Annotated in this window: 17 protein-coding genes and 1 pseudogene; 17 read left to right on the plus strand and 1 reads right to left on the minus strand. The window is 52.9% G+C overall.

Annotated elements, in window-relative coordinates; genetic code table 11:
- Nucleotides 1–20: 20 nt before the first annotated feature.
- Nucleotides 21–305, plus strand: coding sequence for a helix-turn-helix transcriptional regulator (locus CB0205_RS0107890; protein ID WP_010316238.1), 285 nt, complete (start codon nt 21–23; stop codon nt 303–305).
- Nucleotides 306–579: 274 nt separating this feature from the next.
- On the opposite strand, the gene CB0205_RS0107900 is transcribed toward CB0205_RS0107890, so the two are convergent.
- Entirely contained in the window at nt 580–837 is a 258-nt protein-coding gene (locus CB0205_RS0107900) for a hypothetical protein (RefSeq protein ID WP_156797873.1), read from the minus strand.
- A gap of 129 nt (nt 838–966) precedes the next feature.
- Here CB0205_RS0107900 and CB0205_RS0107905 point away from each other — a divergent pair, with 129 nt between their 5' ends.
- The 16 genes and pseudogenes from CB0205_RS0107905 to CB0205_RS0107960 all read left to right on the plus strand — a co-directional run bounded on the left by CB0205_RS0107905 (nt 967) and on the right by CB0205_RS0107960 (nt 16,295).
- Entirely contained in the window at nt 967–2,757 is a 1,791-nt protein-coding gene (locus CB0205_RS0107905) for an ABC transporter ATP-binding protein (protein ID WP_156797874.1), read from the plus strand.
- Nucleotides 2,726–4,426: an aldolase catalytic domain-containing protein gene (locus CB0205_RS0107910; protein WP_232197271.1), complete on the plus strand. Its 1,701-nt coding sequence runs from the start codon at nt 2,726–2,728 to the stop codon at nt 4,424–4,426. Before CB0205_RS0107905 ends, CB0205_RS0107910 begins: the two co-directional genes overlap by 32 nt.
- Nucleotides 4,427–4,430: 4 nt before the next feature.
- A complete protein-coding gene (locus tag CB0205_RS15320) occupies nt 4,431–5,183 on the plus strand; it encodes an HpcH/HpaI aldolase/citrate lyase family protein (RefSeq protein WP_010316252.1) in 753 nt (250 codons plus the stop codon).
- The gene (locus tag CB0205_RS0107915) at nt 5,177–5,863 is read left to right on the plus strand and encodes a cytidylyltransferase domain-containing protein (protein ID WP_029626224.1); all 687 of its coding nucleotides are present in this window, start codon (nt 5,177–5,179) and stop codon (nt 5,861–5,863) included. The genes CB0205_RS15320 and CB0205_RS0107915 overlap by 7 nt, the downstream gene beginning before the upstream one ends.
- A gap of 3 nt (nt 5,864–5,866) precedes the next feature.
- Nucleotides 5,867–6,562, plus strand: a complete 696-nt coding sequence (locus CB0205_RS15325; protein ID WP_010316257.1) for an HAD family hydrolase — start codon at nt 5,867–5,869, stop codon at nt 6,560–6,562.
- A gap of 290 nt (nt 6,563–6,852) precedes the next feature.
- Complete coding sequence (locus CB0205_RS16345) at nt 6,853–7,110, plus strand: hypothetical protein (RefSeq protein ID WP_198001918.1); 258 nt, start codon at nt 6,853–6,855, stop codon at nt 7,108–7,110.
- Between the two features lie 214 nt (nt 7,111–7,324).
- Entirely contained in the window at nt 7,325–8,098 is a 774-nt protein-coding gene (locus tag CB0205_RS15965) for a hypothetical protein (protein ID WP_156797875.1), read from the plus strand.
- 299 nt (nt 8,099–8,397) lie between these two features.
- Nucleotides 8,398–9,276: a glycosyltransferase family 8 protein gene (locus CB0205_RS15335; RefSeq protein ID WP_071777958.1), complete on the plus strand. Its 879-nt coding sequence runs from the start codon at nt 8,398–8,400 to the stop codon at nt 9,274–9,276.
- Between the two features lie 139 nt (nt 9,277–9,415).
- Nucleotides 9,416–9,521 (plus strand): annotated as a pseudogene (locus tag CB0205_RS16505) (transposase); the annotation flags it as partial.
- 502 nt (nt 9,522–10,023) lie between these two features.
- The gene (locus CB0205_RS0107940) at nt 10,024–10,431 is read left to right on the plus strand and encodes a hypothetical protein (protein WP_010316266.1); all 408 of its coding nucleotides are present in this window, start codon (nt 10,024–10,026) and stop codon (nt 10,429–10,431) included.
- A complete protein-coding gene (locus CB0205_RS0107945; RefSeq protein WP_010316268.1) occupies nt 10,428–10,964 on the plus strand; it encodes a hypothetical protein in 537 nt (178 codons plus the stop codon). The genes CB0205_RS0107940 and CB0205_RS0107945 overlap by 4 nt, the downstream gene beginning before the upstream one ends.
- A 30-nt stretch (nt 10,965–10,994) precedes the next feature.
- Complete coding sequence (locus CB0205_RS0107950; protein ID WP_010316270.1) at nt 10,995–11,585, plus strand: hypothetical protein; 591 nt, start codon at nt 10,995–10,997, stop codon at nt 11,583–11,585.
- A 283-nt stretch (nt 11,586–11,868) separates the two neighbouring features.
- Nucleotides 11,869–12,801 (plus strand): hypothetical protein, encoded by a 933-nt coding sequence (locus tag CB0205_RS15970; protein ID WP_156797877.1) that lies wholly within the window; start codon nt 11,869–11,871, stop codon nt 12,799–12,801.
- Nucleotides 12,802–13,081: 280 nt separating this feature from the next.
- A complete protein-coding gene (locus CB0205_RS15975) occupies nt 13,082–14,047 on the plus strand; it encodes a hypothetical protein (RefSeq protein ID WP_156797878.1) in 966 nt (321 codons plus the stop codon).
- Nucleotides 14,048–14,284: 237 nt separating this feature from the next.
- Nucleotides 14,285–14,947, plus strand: coding sequence for a sulfotransferase domain-containing protein (locus CB0205_RS15345; protein WP_198001919.1), 663 nt, complete (start codon nt 14,285–14,287; stop codon nt 14,945–14,947).
- A gap of 247 nt (nt 14,948–15,194) precedes the next feature.
- Nucleotides 15,195–16,295: a glycosyltransferase gene (locus CB0205_RS0107960; RefSeq protein ID WP_029626225.1), complete on the plus strand. Its 1,101-nt coding sequence runs from the start codon at nt 15,195–15,197 to the stop codon at nt 16,293–16,295.
- The last annotated feature ends 58 nt before the right edge of the window (nt 16,296–16,353 follow it).

Consider the following 16,353-nt stretch of genomic DNA (forward strand, 5'->3'; position numbering starts at 1 on the left):
ACGGCGCACTGATGCGTCTGATGCCTGACGGCAGCTGGAAATCCATCACGCCCCAGGTGGACTGGGATCGGATCGATCACACCACCGATGCCGAGATTGCGCGTCATGAGATCGCTGATCTGGTGGAGGATGCACTGGAGCTGGAAGCTGGAAGCTTCACGGGTTTGGCTGCTCGCCTGCAGGTGAGCCCCTCCTCCATTCGACGCTGGCGCCGGGGACGCGTGATGCCCTCGATTGCGCATCAACAGCGCTTGAAGTGCTTGCTTGCGGCCCAATACGCTCCTTGGCTATTTCTCAACCGTTGACGCTGCCGGATCAGCTGCGGATCATGCGCTAGTCGGTGGATGCTGAGTCTGCCTCGACATCATCGATCCAGGAGCCTTGGGCCGCCTGCTGGCAGAACCGATCAAGCAGCAACGTCCTGTGGGTCTGGGAGACTGAAGGACGTGGGTGGGGCTTCCCTCTGAACCCAAAGGAGCCGCAGCCCGAACGAGGCGTTCAGCCTCCTGCCGCAAACAAGACTTGACTTCCACCGGCCTCCGCACGGGCTGCAGCCCCAACTCCAAGCCACGGCTAACTTTACGCCAGCCAGCGCTGGCCACCGTGAACGAGGCCGCCGTGGCCCTCCACCTCCTCAACCGCCGCTGAGGCCCGCTGAGCGAGGCCACCACCGCCCAGATCCAGGCCCTGCTCGATTTCCAGGGCCCGGCCGATCTGGCCGCCTGGCTGGCCGCCAACGCCGCGCCCCAGGCCTGACGCCACACCCGAAGGCCCCCTGCTCCAGCCCCGCTGCCATGGCAGTGGGGCTTTGTGTTGCCGCAACCCTGCCGCAGCCAAGCACCCAATCCCTGCTCGCCCTACATGCTCCCATCCGCCCCCAGCACCACCATTCGCTGCAACGCACAACGCGCAACGTCTGTGCCTGCGAAGGCGCTGCAGGTGCGGACCGTGGGCGAAGGCTGAACGATGACGCTGGCAATGGATCAACCACCCCAATCCACCCGCACCCTGCTGCGCGGCATCTGGGGCCACCTCAGCCGACGGCGGCGCATCCAGCTGGGCTGTCTGCTGCTGGTGATGTTGACCAGTGGCGGGGCGGAGCTGGTGTCGCTGGGGGCAGTATTGCCGTTTCTGGGGGTGCTCAGTGATCCGGAGCGGCTGTGGCAACAGCCGTTGATTCAGGCGCTGGCGGCGCGGGTGGGCTTCACGGCGGCGAGCGATCTGCTGCTGCCGGCCACGCTTGCCTTTGCGGCGGCGGCAGTGCTGGCGGCGGTGATCCGGCTCGCCAACATGTGGCTGAATGGTCGCCTGGCGGCGGCGGTGGGTTCGGATCTGAGCTGTGAGGCCTACCGGCGCACGCTGTATCAGCCCTATGCCGTGCATGTGCAGCGCAACAGCGCGACGCTGATCACAGCTGTTACCGGTCAGATTAGCGGCACGGTGAGCGCGCTCAGTGCCCTATTGCAGCTGATTACGGCAGCGGTGGTGGCAGTTGGTCTTCTCACGGGGCTGCTGCTGATTGATTGGCCTGTGGCACTGGCAGCAGCGGCCCTTTTCGGCGTTGTGTATGCACTGCTGGCGGTGACTGCCAGAAGACAGTTGCGCGTGAATGGCCAGAAGATTGCGGTGGCAGCACGCCTGCAGATCAAGGCGTTGCAGGAAGGCATGGGGGCAATCCGCGATGTGCTGCTGGATGGAAGCCAACCCACCTATCTAGAGATTTACCGCAGCGCTGACCGGCCCCAGCGGCAGCTGAGGGCCACGAACGGATTTCTGGCTGGCTTTCCCCGCTATGCCTTGGAGGCCCTCGGCTTGGTGGCCATCGCTGTGCTGGGGGGATTCTTGGTGCTGCAGCGCGGCAGCGGAGTTGCCGTGATTCCGTTGCTCGGGGCCATGGCCTTGGGGGCCCAGCGACTCCTGCCTGCACTGCAGCAGGTGTATGTCGGCTGGGCAGGGTTGAAAAGCACCAACGCTGACTTGGCCAGTGTGCTGGCCATGCTCAACCAGCCCCTGCCACCGCAGGTGACGGTGGCCGCGCCACTCCCCCTGCACCAGGCGATCCGCCTGGAAGCGGTGCACTTCCGCTATGGCCCGGACCAGCCTCAGGTGCTGCGCGGGCTGGATCTGGAGATTCGGCGCGGTGAACGCATCGGCCTGATCGGCACCACCGGCAGCGGCAAGAGCACCACGGTGGACCTGTTGATGGGTTTACTGGAGCCCAGCCAGGGGCGGATCCTGGTGGATGGGGTGGATCTGCACGATCCAGCCCATCCGCAGCGGCTGGCGGCCTGGCGGGCGGCGATTGCCCATGTGCCCCAGAGCATCTACCTCGCCGACAGTTCGATTGCCGAGAACATCGCCTTTGGTGTGCCCAAAGGCCAGATCGATCTGGAACGAGTGCGGCAGGCGGCGGAGCAGGCCCAGATCGCCAGCTTCATTGAGGCCAGCCCGGAGGGCTACCAGAGCTTCGTGGGGGAGCGAGGAATTCGCCTAAGTGGCGGCCAGCGGCAGCGGCTCGGCATCGCCCGGGCGCTCTACAAGCAGGCGCGTTTGCTGGTGTTCGATGAGGCCACCAGCGCGCTCGACACCGGTACGGAAGAGGCGGTGATGGCGGCGGTGGAAGGGCTGAGCCAGGAAATCACCATCGTGATGATCGCCCACCGGCTGACTACGGTTCAGCGCTGTGATCGCGTTGTGAAGCTGGAGCGGGGTGCAATTGCAGCCGATGGCTCACCGCAGCGCACCTTGTCACTGTGATCTCTTTGCTGGTGCGCACAGACAAGAACCATTCTGCTGGTTAAAAGTTGAGATGAATGGCGCTTCCATGCCACTGCTGTTAGACTGCACACTTCGTGATGGTGGATATTACAACTCTTGGGACTTTCCTGCTGGATTAGTCGAAGACTACCTGCTGGCAATGAAGGCAGCTCAAGTTGATGTAGTGGAGCTGGGTTTTCGCTTCCTCAAGAATGAGGGCTTTAAAGGAGCATGTGCATACACCACTGATAATTTCCTAGATAGCCTTGCCATTCCATCTGACCTTTTGGTCGCCGTGATGGTGAATGGGGCCGATCTGTGCACCGAGATCGGCTGTATCCCTGCGCTGAAGCGTCTGTTTCCTCGGATTGCCGCAGAGACACCTGTCGACATCGTCCGCTTGGCCTGTCACTTTCACGAACTACCGAAGGCACTGCCTGCGGCGGCTTGGCTTAGTGAACGTGGCTATCGCGTTGGTTTCAATCTCATGCAGATTGCTGATCGCACTATTGAGCAGGTGCGAGAATTAACTGCGATGGCCAGCGACTGGCCAATCGAGGTGCTTTATTTCGCTGATTCGATAGGGTCGATGAACCCTAATGATACCGCTCGTATGGTGAGCTGGCTTCGGCAGGGCTGGCATGGTGATCTAGGCGTCCACACCCACGACAACATGGGTCTCGCCTTGGCCAATACCTTGCGTGCACAGGCTGAAGGTGTGAGCTGGCTGGATGCGACAGTCACTGGGATGGGGCGAGGACCTGGCAACGCGCGCACCGAAGAACTAGTCATCGAAGCGGAAGCCTTGCGTGGCAGGCGTTCCAATCTGGTGCCATTAATGGCCTTGATCCGGCAAACATTTGGGCCGATGAAGGCTAGATATGGCTGGGGCACGAATCCTTACTACTATCTTGCTGGAAAATACGGCATTCATCCCTCCTATATTCAGGAGATGATTGGCGATCCCAGGTATGACGATGAAGATATACTTGCTGTCACCGAACAACTTCGAGCGCAGGGTGGCAAGAAATTCAGTTTGGATTCTCTTGATGGAGCCCGCCAATTTTATCGTGGAAGGCCCCGTGGTACCTGGAAGCCAGCAGATTTGATGGCAGGCAGGGATGTACTCATTCTCGGCACCGGCCCTGGTGTGGCGGCCCACGCTGCTGCCCTTGAGGCTTATGTGCGGCGGGCCCAGCCCTTGGTCTTGGCTCTCAATACCCAGTCGGCAATTGATTCGAAACTGATTGACCTACGTATTGCATGCCATCCCGTTCGTTTGCTTGCTGATGCTGAGGCCTATGCCGATTTGCCTCAACCACTGATTACGCCGGCTTCCATGCTTCCTGATCATCTCCATGCCGAGCTGGATGGCGTTGAGTTGCTTGACTTTGGATTGGGGATTGATGCAGGGAGGTTTGAGATATTTGAGACCCATTGCGTGACCCCGACCTCCTTAGTGCTTGCCTATGCGCTTGCGGTGGCGGCAAGCGGCAATGTTGCACAAATTCTTATGGCTGGCTTCGATGGCTATCCTGCTGGTGACACACGCAACGATGAAATGAATGCTCTTGTCAAATCGTACTCGAAAGCATTCCCGAAAATGCGTGTTACATCCATAACAGCCTCAGCATACGAAATTTCGCACAAGAGTGTTTACGGAATTTAACATTATGGCGACCCTCCGCTCACGCCTTAGCTCCCAGGTATGTATAGGCATTTTTAGCAAAACAACGGATAGCTCATTTGTAGAAGCAGCTGGATATGCAGGCCTCGACTTTATTATTCTTGATACTGAGCATGGCCCTGCAAGTTGGGAAACCATTCATAACCATGTGCGAGCTGCCAGCCTGACCAATATGGCTTCAATTATCCGTGTTTCTAGTGTTGATGCCCATGCTATTGGTTCTGCACTCGACAGTGGTGCCGACGGTATCCAAGTGCCAAATATTATTAACGCTGAGCAGGCCAAAGAAGCAGTTTCTGCTGCACGATTTCATCCATTAGGGAGCCGAGGTGTCTGCCGGTTTGTAAGAGCTGCTCGTTTTGGTTCACAAGATAAATTCAAGTATCTTACTCAATCAAATGAATCATTACTTGTTCTTCAAGTGGAGGGAGTAGAAGGAGTCAGGAATATAAAGTCAATTTTATCTGTTCCAGGATTTGATGTTCTCTTTGTTGGCCCATACGACCTATCCCAGTCGATTGGCAAGCCTGGAGAAGTAGACTCTCCAGATGTACTCAAGCTTATTGATGAGATTTCAACTGCAGTTGTCTCGAGTGGAAAAGCTTTGGGAATCTTTTGCGATTCACCATCCTCGCTATCGCGCTACCGTACTTTAAAAGTTAATTATCTGTCTTATTCCGTTGACGTTAGTCTCTTCGGGGAGGCATTATCGAACCTAAAGAGCAGCCGCCAATGCTAAAACCATCCCTTAAAGATATTTCAATAGTTATTCCCGTTCGAGAAGGAAGTAGCAGAGTTCACGAGAAAATATATCTTCCCTTTGGAGATAATTCTACCCTTCTAGAATGGAAAATCTTACAGGTTCTTCGGATACATCCTTCAGATCGAATTTTTATTAGTTCAAACTCTAAACGAGTTTCAAGCATTGCTGAGAAGATGGGCGTTCAGTATTTGCCTCGTAGTACTCATTTGTGTGACGGGCACAAAGCTTCATTCAGCGAAGTTATATCAGGAGTGGTATCTGATCTTCCTACTAAATATTTTGCATGGGTGACGGTAGTTGTGCCTTTGATGAAGCCCGAGGAGTATTTTCAAGCGTTTCATATCTTTCTTGAACAGGTTTGCATCAAAAAAGAGTATGACAGCTTGGTCTCCGTTAACAGATTAAAAGATTATCTCTGGCAGCATGGCTCGCCTCTCAACTATCAAGCCAACCGCAATCATACGATTAGCCAAGAGCTGCCTGAGCTTTTTAGGGTCACCAATGGTCTGTATATGCGTGATAGAGAGTCTACTCTTTGTGAGGGATATTTTCTCGGTTCTAAACCATTCATGCATGTTGTAAGTAAAATCTCAGGGATTGATATTGATGATGAGCAGGACTATTCTATGGCCTTGGCTTTAAAGGATGTTTACTAGTCAATGATTAATATTAAGAATTACTCAACTCTTCTATTCGACTGCGATGGTGTCGTTCTTGACTCCAACCGAATGAAGACTGAAGCCTTCCACAGTGCAGCACTACCTTGGGGGGTAAACGCTGCAGAGGCTCTTGTCGGCCATCATGTTGCGAATGGGGGCATTTCCCGTCATCGAAAATTTGCCCACTTTCTTGATGCGATTCTTCCTGAGCACTGCCCAGGAGCAGTCCCAGGCGTTGATGGGCCTGGTCTCGATGAACTCCTGGCCAGTTATGCGCAGGCCGTGCGTGGTGGGCTGATGACTTGCAGTGTGACTGAGGGGTTAGAAGCCCTGCGCGCGAAGACCGCACATGCAAATTGGTGCATTGTTTCTGGTGGTGACCAAGCTGAGCTGCGGGAAATCTTCGCAGCGCGTGGTCTGGATCATTTCTTTAATGGGGGGATTTTTGGCAGCCCCGACAATAAGGACTCAATCCTGGCTCGCGAGATGGCATGCGGCACTATTAAAAAGCCTGCTCTTTTCTTGGGTGATAGTCGGTATGACTATGAAGCGGCTCAACGAGCAGGATTTGATTTTGTGTTTGTGTCGGGGTGGTCAGAGCTGAGAGAATGGGAACGCTTTGTTAAATACAACAAGCTTGAATCTGTTAACGTTGCCGGCGATTTACTGTTTGTTGCGGATAAAACTAGGCGATAGTATCTTCTTCTTGATATATAAATCTTTCGCTGCCTGCAGGTGGTAGACATATGTTGGATGCTCCCAAGCCGTGGCCGGCGCGGCGGAGGTGGTGAACGTGAAGAAACGCCAGTTCCTGGCGCCGTGGGACATTGCCTAGGTGGTGGCCAAGCTGGCCGACTGCGGCCTGGAGTCGAGCAGCGGCCGGCTCTGGCTCACCGAGCACGGCACCAGCTTTCGCTGCAACACCCTGGTGGTGGAGTACCGCAGCCTGCCCCAGCTGCAGGCCACCGGCTGCCCGGTAATCTTTGATGCCACCCACGCTGTGCAGCAACGCAGCGGGCGCGGCATCACCTCCTGCGGCCACCGGGAGTTTGTGGCCTCCCCTGGCCCGGGCGGCGGTGGCCATGGGCGTGGACGGCCTGTTCATGGTGGTGCACCCGGATCAGGAGCAGGCCCTCAGCGACGAGCCCAACATGGTGCCCCTGCACAGGCTGGAGCTCCTGCTGACGCAGCTGGTGGCGATCCGCGCGGCCGTGGTCGGCGGTGCGGCGGTGAGCACCCTGTGAATCATGCAATCTCTACAGATTCATTGAATGATAATAGCCAAAAAGCGAGACCATAATTATAATTCCTAGAGTCAGAGACCAATCATCATGGGCAATGTATAATCCCATGGAGGCAAGCTTGCTTCGTTTATACTTCTACTAATTAATCAAGTTGATCAAACTCCTGTCCCCACGAATTGCAAACTGCAGGTCTTTTAAAACATATATCAGTACAATGCTTCATGCATTTGAAGAGCGCAAGCTGCTTCCATCATTAAACTTATCTGAATCTACAACATTTCTTGATCATGCTTATCAATCTTCCAAATCTTGGGCACTAAAAAAGCATCAGTGGAATGGAAAAACAGTTGTTTGCATTGGGAATGGTCCCTCTCTTAACAATACTGATATCAGCGCTCTGAACGGGCAGCTTCTAATAGGGACGAACAGAGCTTATGAACTGTTAGATATTATTAACGCAAGGGGTTTTGAGCTGGTTATCCAAGATTCACATAGGCTGCAAGAAATTGCCCCTTCATTAGACGGCTTAGGTGTACCATTATTGCTGGGCAGCCATGACTTAACTAGCGCCCAGTTTATCCATAGTAAAACCAAGGAGACCTTATACTTTGCACCTAAGTTGATATTCAAGCGAGATTGCTCAAGCTTGGTCCCGGCGGTTGATATGGGCTTAGGTTTTTCTACATCACCCTTAAAGGGCTTGTTCTATGGCCATAGCGTCATATTTAGTGCGATTCAAATCGCTTTCTTTTATGGGGCTAAGCGTATTATACTTATAGGAGTCGATATGGATTATTCCGGGGCATCACATTTCGTCGATGGTGTTCCCAATATATGGCCATCCTTTTCGTATGAGAAGCACTGTAGAGGCATGTTTATCTATTTTAAGAAATTTCTGGACAATCATGGATGTCAATTAATCAATGCAACTCCTGGCGGAAAAGTTGATGTACTTCCCCGGTTGGGCCTTCGAGAGGCTTTGACTTGATTATTAACTGATGCTTTAATGCCTCTGATTCTGAATGAGCATTAAGTAATATTCCTTAGGTTTGAATTTGCAAATGCTATCTCATCCTTTTTAAGAGTTATGGCTCATGATATTGTCGCCTAGCCATATTCCAAAACAGATAGGTTCATTCTTTTATCTGTTTAATCAGTGTACAGCGTTCTATCACAGAAAGCAGCAGCATCCCTTCTATTGTACTTCAAGTATTACAGGTAAAATTCATTGTAACAAGTGTGGCAACTGCCTATGATTGCTTCAATCTATTTGATTCACGTTATACCATGACAACTGCTTGCGTTTTTTCTGTTGACGACGCCTATGTAATGCCTTTTCAGGTGTTCTTCCATTCATTAGAGATTACTGAAAGCATTCCACATGGCATTCCAATATTTATACTTCATACTAAGTCTCTAGGTGACGAACAAATTAACCTGGTTGGCCAGTTTCTTGCCCGCTATCAACGCAAGGCGACTTTCCTTGACATGTCGGACCTCCTGCCGGCAGATCTTCCGCTTAAAGAATCTGATCATGTTTCAATTGCATCTTTTTATCGACTGTTTATCGCTGATATCTTGCCAGAGAGCTTAGATTATGCAGTATATCTCGATTCCGATATGTTAGCCTTGCGCTCGGCTTCATCTTTATTTCGTGAGCCTATACATGAGCTCATTGGAGCCGTTGATCACTGTTCACCAGAAAATGGTCTTCGGATCTGGGGACCTTGTAGTGGTTCCTATTTCCAGGCTGGCGTTCTTATTGTACCTTTGGCGAAGTGGCGGGATCTGAATATGTCTAATCGTTTTCTTCGCGTAATGAAAAACCATCGTGATCGAATTAAATGGTGGGATCAAGATATTTTAAACATTGCAATCCAGGATGAGTGGCAGAGGCTCCCAGTCTGGTATAATCTATGTGATCATACGCGTCGATTTCTTGCGGTCGAGGAGATCTTGGATAATGCTGTGATCATCCATCTCGACGGCGCAAGAAAGCCCTGGAACAGCCGCCATCCGCGTTCATTCCTGGAGCATTGGGACAAAGCCTATTTGGAGGTCTTCGGTCAACCTTTTTGTAGAAGGAGAAGCTTTGTTTCTTTCAACCTAGCTTTGCTGACTAAGCTAAAACAGATTCTTCGATCATATGGATTTTCTAGTAATTAATTTTTAGCCTTAGTTGCTCGGCAAAACCGATAACTTGATTATCCAGCTTACTCCGCGCTCGCCGCCACGCCGGCTGGGTTGGTACGCAAGTTCTGCTCACGCACTAGCGCGCAACGGCATCCAGTTAAAGAAGTAACTCTTGCTGTTTGTGTTCCAGAAACTGTACGGCACAGAAGAGCCATGTGAGCTCTCATTTGAGAAGGCGCGCTGGCCTGTTGGCTTCCGCTGTCCTCGCTGCAATGGTGAGCAGCCTGGCCTGGTTTACGGGCAGCGGATCAAGCGTTATCAGTTCCAGGGCTTCCTAAAGGTACGAATCAAGTCGTGACCCCAGCCATCGTCATGCCCCCCAGCGCCAGCATCCCTTTGATGTCGTAGGCCAGCTCTCTGAATCCCTGGTGGATCGAGCGGTAGCCGCCGCGCCGCTGCAGATATCAGGGCTGATTCAAAGTGTGTCACAGCCATTCTTGCCGAGGCTGCGAGCATGGGTTGAGGTCAGTGGGATTGCTCCCTCTCAGTGCTCCAAAGCGTTTCTGCCTCAACCGATCTCGATCTGATCATCTTTCTCAAGGCGATGCCCGATGGCCGTTACCCCGAGAGGTTCGTTAACCGCAGTGGTTCCTTCTGTTGGTTGCTGTGCTGGGGATCTTGAGCGGCTGCAGGAGCTCCCGCGATCTGGAGGCATTCGCCTAGCCGCAGGCTTCTGCGAAGCAGTAGCGGCACCGGGAGTCGCTGAACCAGACCCTGGGCTTGAACTTCAAGCGCTGGCCCTCGGACGCCACCTTCCTTTACCTGTTCAATAAGGCCCAACTGCAGGAATTCGGCCAGGTGCTGCAGGCTTGGATGATCAGCCAGATCCCAGGTGGTGCCGAGAGTCTGGACCAACTGGTCTGCGACGGGAAAACCCTGCGGGGCTCCGCCATCGAGACAGAAGACGGCAACCACCGGTTCGTTGCCCAGGTCACCGTCTACGCCCGAGCCCTTGGGGTGGCGTTGGCCCAGACGACCTATGACACCCACGAATCCAGTGAAAAGGCAGCGCTCAAGGAGCTGCTCAGCACGCTTGATCTCAATGGCGTCCTGATCCAGGCCGACGCACTGCACACGACACAGGCGTTTTTCGCTGGTGCCTGGAGCAGGGGGCCGACCTCCTGTTGACCGTCAAATCCAAACAAAAGATCCTGTATCGGCAGATCGGCTGCCAGTTTGAAGGAAAGCGCAAGATCCCTTTCGCAGCAACGGATGTCGAGAAGCGGCACGGACGCCAGACACGCTGGGAACTCAAGGCCAAAGAGGCGCCTGAGCACATCAAGGCGAACTGGCCAGGCAGCGCCTGGATCGTGGAGGTGATCACCAGCAGCACGACCCTCAAAGGCAAGCGTGACATCGCCTGCCACCGATTCATCACCAGCCTGCGCACCACCCCAGATGCCCTGCTGCGTTTGATCCGTCAGCGACGGAGCATTGAGAACGACTGGCACTGGATGAGCGATACGCAGCTCGGTGAGGACGCCCACTGCTACGCCAATCAGACCGGTGCCGGCGTGTTCTCCTTCCTGCGAACCGTGGTGATGAACCTCCTACGCCATGGCGGATACCGCTCAGTCCGCCATGGCTTCCGTGAGCTGGCCCCCGATATCATGGGGATGCTGGCGCTTGGTGGTGTGACGACGCACCTAGCCACGGCTTGATCATACTTTTAGGCAGCCCTGCCCTATTGGGTGGGAGATGTTTTTCGGCAGCTCGCGGAGCAGGTGGCCGACTTCCTCCTGACGGTCAATTTCACCCAGAAGAGGCTCTACCGCCAGATCGCCGCGCAGCTGCTTGGAAAGCGCCACATCCCTTTCGTGGCAACGGATCACGAGATCGGCCATCGCCGTGACATCCGCTGGACGTTGAGGGAGAAAGAAGCTTCGGAGCACATCAAGGCCAAATGGCAGGGCACCAGCTGGATCGCCGAGGTGATCGCTACCGGGATCCGTGACAGCAAGCCGTTGAAGGCCACGCACCGGTTCCTCACCAGTCTGCGCACGACCCCAGAAGCGTTGCTCAGGCTGGAGAGAGAGCACTGGAGTATCGAGAGCTGGCGCTGGATTCGTGACACCCAGCGCCATGAGGACGACCACCGCTACCGCGGCAACGGTTCCGGCGTGATGGCGGCGCTGGGCACCCCTGGCCTCAACCTGCTGCGCCTGGCCGGTTTCGACTCGATCCGCGACCGCCTGCAGGCAGTGATGCATGACATCACGGCACTGCTGGCAATGGCCACCCGCCATCCGCCAACCGCACGAGAAGCCGGCTTGATACTTTGAATCAACCCTGGCGGTAACTCTGAGAAACCAGCTGGCTGGTCGTTCGCGTGAACTCCTTTGGAGCCGACCTCGCGCTTGGTGTCAGGCCACTGCACGAACTGATCCCAGTCTTACCACGCGTCACCGCATGCGGTCTGTTGCAGCATTCCATGTACCGAGGGCGATCTCAGGGTCGCGAAATCTCATTGGTAATTCAAAACTGAGTTCTTCAGGATTTTCCAAATCAATGCACATCTTGGCCTTTAGTCTTGGGCAGAATAGGCACGGGGGCACCAATCGGAGCATGCAACTCCATTCCTTAGCAAAGCAAGCCTCCAAGAGGACTATCAATCCTCCTCCTAACAATGTTGCGCTTCGCCAGGCTATCATCCGCGTACCTCTTGTATTTAAATATTTTCAGTATATCTTAAAAATTGGCCTAAGACACTTTACACTCAGAGGATTTATTGTTACCCTGATAGAGGGTGCATGGTTAGACCATAAATTACAAGAGTCTCCTCACTCTGAGATCTCGATCGAGCTTGCATCAGGGAAGACAATGTTATTGGCAGCCTTGCTGGCTGCATCAGGCCGCGAGTATATTGTATTCCCTCAGAACGTTGAGTTCTTAGTTCCTAGCCAAGCGCAGAAGTACTTCTCTTCGCCAGCCAGCGAATACCATGTCGAACGCTATATATACACAAAAGCTCTTAGAATCTTCGCAATTTCAGAATTTGATGCCGCGGTAATAAAATGCCTTGGAGCTTCTAATGTCTCGGTCCTTCCATATTCTCCCGTTGAAGGCTATCGCGAAGAGCTCCTTATGATTAGTGCTATGCGCACATATACAGTTAAGAGAGATATTCTTATTCTAGGATCTGCTGGCAATATCCCCACCAAAAAAGGCATAAAATCACTTTTGTCGCTGATACGATCGAGTTGCCCATCTAAAGAGTTTGTTCTAGCCGGATATGGTACAGATGTATTTCGTGATGACGCTCCACAGAATGTTCATGTTCTTGGAGCTGTCTCGAGTGAATCTCTTTGTCAGTTAATGGCTAGCTGTAAGGCGGTACTTGTTTATCAGCCTCAAACTTCCGGAATATTAACTAGGCTTATTGACGCAGAGCTTGCTGGTATACCTACTTATGTTCTTGGGGAGTATTTGCAGGCGAATGATTCATCGCTAAAAACGACCAAACGCATTTACTCCTTGGATGAACTCTTTGTTGAATGAACAATGAAGCCTATTGCCCTTTTGTGCATTTATCGAATTATGTCTATTATATCTGGTCTCAGAGGTATTGAAGTCAAGGGTATCTGGAGAGCATCCTCATCCTTGACGCCCTCTGCAGTGGGAGCACTCTTTTGGTGTGGCTATTACGATGAGACAATTGAGGTATCGCCAAAGTTGCAGACAACTCCCATGCCTAAAGCTGATCTCGTTTAAACCGCTGCATGTAGTGCTTTTTTCATAGCTGCCCCCTCATAGCTTTATCATTATATTTCTGAGTTCAATGCCCCAGCTGCCCACTCGCATCAGGTCAACGATTGGCACTTTCAAGCTGGCTCATGATCGTTTAAGAGAAGCGCGGCGAATATGCCCACAACCTGGCAAAACCATTCTTTGCATGCCTGGCGGCGGTCTTAATGATTTGCTATGTACCACGCTGCGCTTTTACAGATATTCATTGAGAGCCTCTCGCCAGCTCTACATCGGTTCAAAGTACTCATCTATTGGTCCGCTTGATGATGTGTTCAGCGGTTGGCCTGAATCCATTGAATTTATCAATAAAAACTATCATGAGCTCTTCGATGGCGTTGCAAGCTTTTATCCCCTTGAAGCCCAACACTACATCGAATCCGAAGACTCAGACCTTGGCACATATCTTGATAAAGGTCCTAAGCGATATATTACATTTGACGTTTATCGCCTTTACCCTTGCGACATGCTGGTTCATGTTGGAAGAGGTGGTGGCTTTGGGTTTGACTTATTGCGGCGACTCCAGCTCAAGGAACCGTACAGGAGCAGTGTTGTTAAAAAGATTGCCAGTCTTCCTAAGTGTTACGACAGTGTTCAAGTAAGATTTTCTGATATACAGGCAAATTGGAAAGTGCTCCTAGATTCTATAGCCCAAAAAAATACCCATCGCCCACTTCTCGTCTGCTCAGACTCCGATCGTGTTATTCGTTCTTTTGTCGCTCGCCTATCAAGTCTGCGTCCAGTCTTTTCGTTGCGGCCTCTTAGTCTGGATGGCAATCCTGCTCCCATTCATTATTCAAATCTAGGATCTCAGGAAGATCGTACTGTAAGCACATTTTGCGACCTCTTTGCCATGGCATTTAGCAAGAATCTCTATGTAGCGCGGGCAGGCAATGGAATCTCTGGTTTTCCTCGTCTGGCTAAAGCACTGCATGCGAATAAGAGCTCTGCTATGCGAGTTCTTGGTCTTGAATCTGGTAATGCACCATTCCAAGTGTGAGGTGCAATCACTCAATCTATTTCCCCATGAGACATGCGATTATTATTGGGTCTGCCAAGTCAGGAATTACCAGTCTTTACCACTGGTTAACTCAGTTTCCGAGTGTCATACCCTGTAGCTTTGATAAGGAGCCAAACTTTTTTTTCGGGACCGTCAGGTTGTTCCCAAAATCTTAGCGACTATCTGGCCCTCTTTAGGTCATCCAGCGATGCCCCCCTGCCTGAAGATGCATTGCTCTTGGAAGCAAGCACAGCCTATACAAAATACCCTCAATTCCCTTCTGCAGCATCTTATATTCAATCCACTCTCCATAATGTTAAGCTGATTTATATTCTTCGCGACCCTATTGAGCGGATTCTTTCTCATTGCAACTTTCATTACGCTAGCCCTTGGGCGACAAATTCATATCTGAGAAGCGGCCTTAAAGCCCCTTCGCCGATTGAATGCTATGAACTCGCTTCGATTAGCGATTATTGCCTGCAGCTTTCTTTTTACAGGAAATTTTTCTATGATGGCAATTTGCTTGTATTAAAGTTTGATGAGTTAAAGGGCCGTCCCACTAAGGTTCTTCAAAAGATTTCATCTTTTCCCTCTATTGATACTCCATCTGGGCTAGACCTGAATCCGAAGGGCGAGACAAGAGAGATGGTCTACTCCGGTCTCGAACACCTTCGTAGAACCCCTATGGCTAAAATCGCGTCATTATTTCCTCAACGACTGAAGGTCGCTCTTAGGAGTCTTGAGATTGGCCTACTGCCCACTAAAACCCCTGATAATCTCCCGTTTTTCTTAGGCAGCATGCCAGAGGCCGATCTCATTTTTTACCGCCAGCTTTTATCTCCCTCAATGTCCCGTCTGCATCATGAGTATAATGTAGATGTCTCTAGTTTGGGTTTTTAGCTTATTGCGATGTTTTAGCAAGTGTTTTTATTGGATAATTCTTTCTTCTGCGCTTTCGTTTCGCGCGATTATCGCATTTTTTCCTGCATTCAGATTCGTCCTTCTCTCTGTGTCTGCGTCATTGATTGATTGACTTGCTCAATTCTTTTGGCATAAGGGCGCTTCGGAATTCTTTGGCGTGAGCCCATTCGGCTTATCTCTTTCATGGCAAATCTAACAATTTCGCAATTCCCGGATTCCCGGTTGTATGACTCGCGTACTTATCGTTCTCACTTCCCTTGTCGCTGAAGGCTGTCCCCAGCTTGCACTGCAACTTGCACGCCACTGGCAGCAGCAGGGGCTAGTAGTGGAGCTGCTCTGCCTCCGTGGCCACCCAACCGACCTGCGGCCTGAGTTCGAGGCCCTGGGAATCCCCATTCACACCTTCAGGCTCGGTAGTGGCCTGGGCCGCTACCCACGCCTGGCCTGGCTCAGCTACAGGCTCTGCAAACGCCGCCGACCTTCGGCCGTGCTCAGCTTCCCCCTGGGCTGGCATGCGTTCATCGCCATCGGCGCCCGGCTGGCCGGGGTGTCGTGCCTCTGCGCCCATGTGGGCAACCTGCCTCCCGTGTGGACCGGCACTGCCTTTCGCAAGTTCAAGCTGCTGGTGCAGCTAGGCCGGCCGTTCACCTCTCGGCTGCTCTGTTGCTCGGAGTACATCCGCGCCGCAACCGTGCGTGATTTCGGGGTGAGCACCCGCGAAACCAGGACGGTGTTCAACGCCTGCGATCTTGATCGCTTTGCATCTGTGCATCGATCCGCCCGTGTCCGCCAGCCGCCGCGGCTGGCGATGGTGGCGCGGCTGGAGGGGCACAAGGATCAATCCACCCTGATCCGAGCCGCGGCATTGCTGCGTGATCAAGGCCTGGCTGTGGAGCTGTGGCTGATCGGTGAGGGCAGCCGCCGGCACCAGCTGGAGGCCCTGATCCATGAGCTGCAGCTCAGCGATCGGGTGCAGCTGCTCGGGAGTCGCCGCGACATCCCGGAACTGCTCTCCCAGCTGGATCTGTTCGTATTCTCCGCCCGCCCCGATGAGGGCTTCGGGATCGCTCTGGCGGAAGCGATGGCGGCAGGCGTGCCGATCGTGGCCTCTGATGTGGGCGCCTGCCGCGAGGTACTCGATAGCGGCCTTTATGGGTTGTTAGTGGAGCCCTCCTCTCCTGATGCGCTGGCTGATGGGATCCGCGAGGTGTTTGATGACCCGGTTGCTACTCATCAACGTGCAGTTGCCGCTAAGGAATGGGCCTTGCGCAATTTCAGCGTCACTGCAATGGCTGAAGCCTACGGGAGGGAACTTGGTTTCGTCTGAGATTATTCAATAGTTGTCAGCTGCCCTCATGTCGTGCATATCAATGCCTTGTATCACT

It is taken from the genome of Synechococcus sp. CB0205 (assembly GCF_000179255.1).
Lineage (GTDB): Bacteria > Cyanobacteriota > Cyanobacteriia > PCC-6307 > Cyanobiaceae > Vulcanococcus.

What these genes read in the sequence shown, in the direction of transcription:
- CB0205_RS0107890 (WP_010316238.1), top strand. Translation starts at nt 21, where the DNA reads ATGCCTGACGGCAGCTGGAAATCCATCACGCCCCAGGTGGACTGGGAT.
- CB0205_RS0107905 (WP_156797874.1), top strand. Translation starts at nt 967, where the DNA reads ATGACGCTGGCAATGGATCAACCACCCCAATCCACCCGCACCCTGCTG.
- CB0205_RS0107910 (WP_232197271.1), top strand. Translation starts at nt 2,726, where the DNA reads ATGGCTCACCGCAGCGCACCTTGTCACTGTGATCTCTTTGCTGGTGCG.
- CB0205_RS15320 (WP_010316252.1), top strand. Translation starts at nt 4,431, where the DNA reads ATGGCGACCCTCCGCTCACGCCTTAGCTCCCAGGTATGTATAGGCATT.
- CB0205_RS0107915 (WP_029626224.1), top strand. Translation starts at nt 5,177, where the DNA reads ATGCTAAAACCATCCCTTAAAGATATTTCAATAGTTATTCCCGTTCGA.
- CB0205_RS15325 (WP_010316257.1), top strand. Translation starts at nt 5,867, where the DNA reads ATGATTAATATTAAGAATTACTCAACTCTTCTATTCGACTGCGATGGT.
- CB0205_RS16345 (WP_198001918.1), top strand. Translation starts at nt 6,853, where the DNA reads ATGCCACCCACGCTGTGCAGCAACGCAGCGGGCGCGGCATCACCTCCT.
- CB0205_RS15965 (WP_156797875.1), top strand. Translation starts at nt 7,325, where the DNA reads ATGCTTCATGCATTTGAAGAGCGCAAGCTGCTTCCATCATTAAACTTA.
- CB0205_RS15335 (WP_071777958.1), top strand. Translation starts at nt 8,398, where the DNA reads ATGACAACTGCTTGCGTTTTTTCTGTTGACGACGCCTATGTAATGCCT.
- CB0205_RS15970 (WP_156797877.1), top strand. Translation starts at nt 11,869, where the DNA reads ATGCAACTCCATTCCTTAGCAAAGCAAGCCTCCAAGAGGACTATCAAT.
- CB0205_RS15975 (WP_156797878.1), top strand. Translation starts at nt 13,082, where the DNA reads ATGCCCCAGCTGCCCACTCGCATCAGGTCAACGATTGGCACTTTCAAG.
- CB0205_RS0107960 (WP_029626225.1), top strand. Translation starts at nt 15,195, where the DNA reads ATGACTCGCGTACTTATCGTTCTCACTTCCCTTGTCGCTGAAGGCTGT.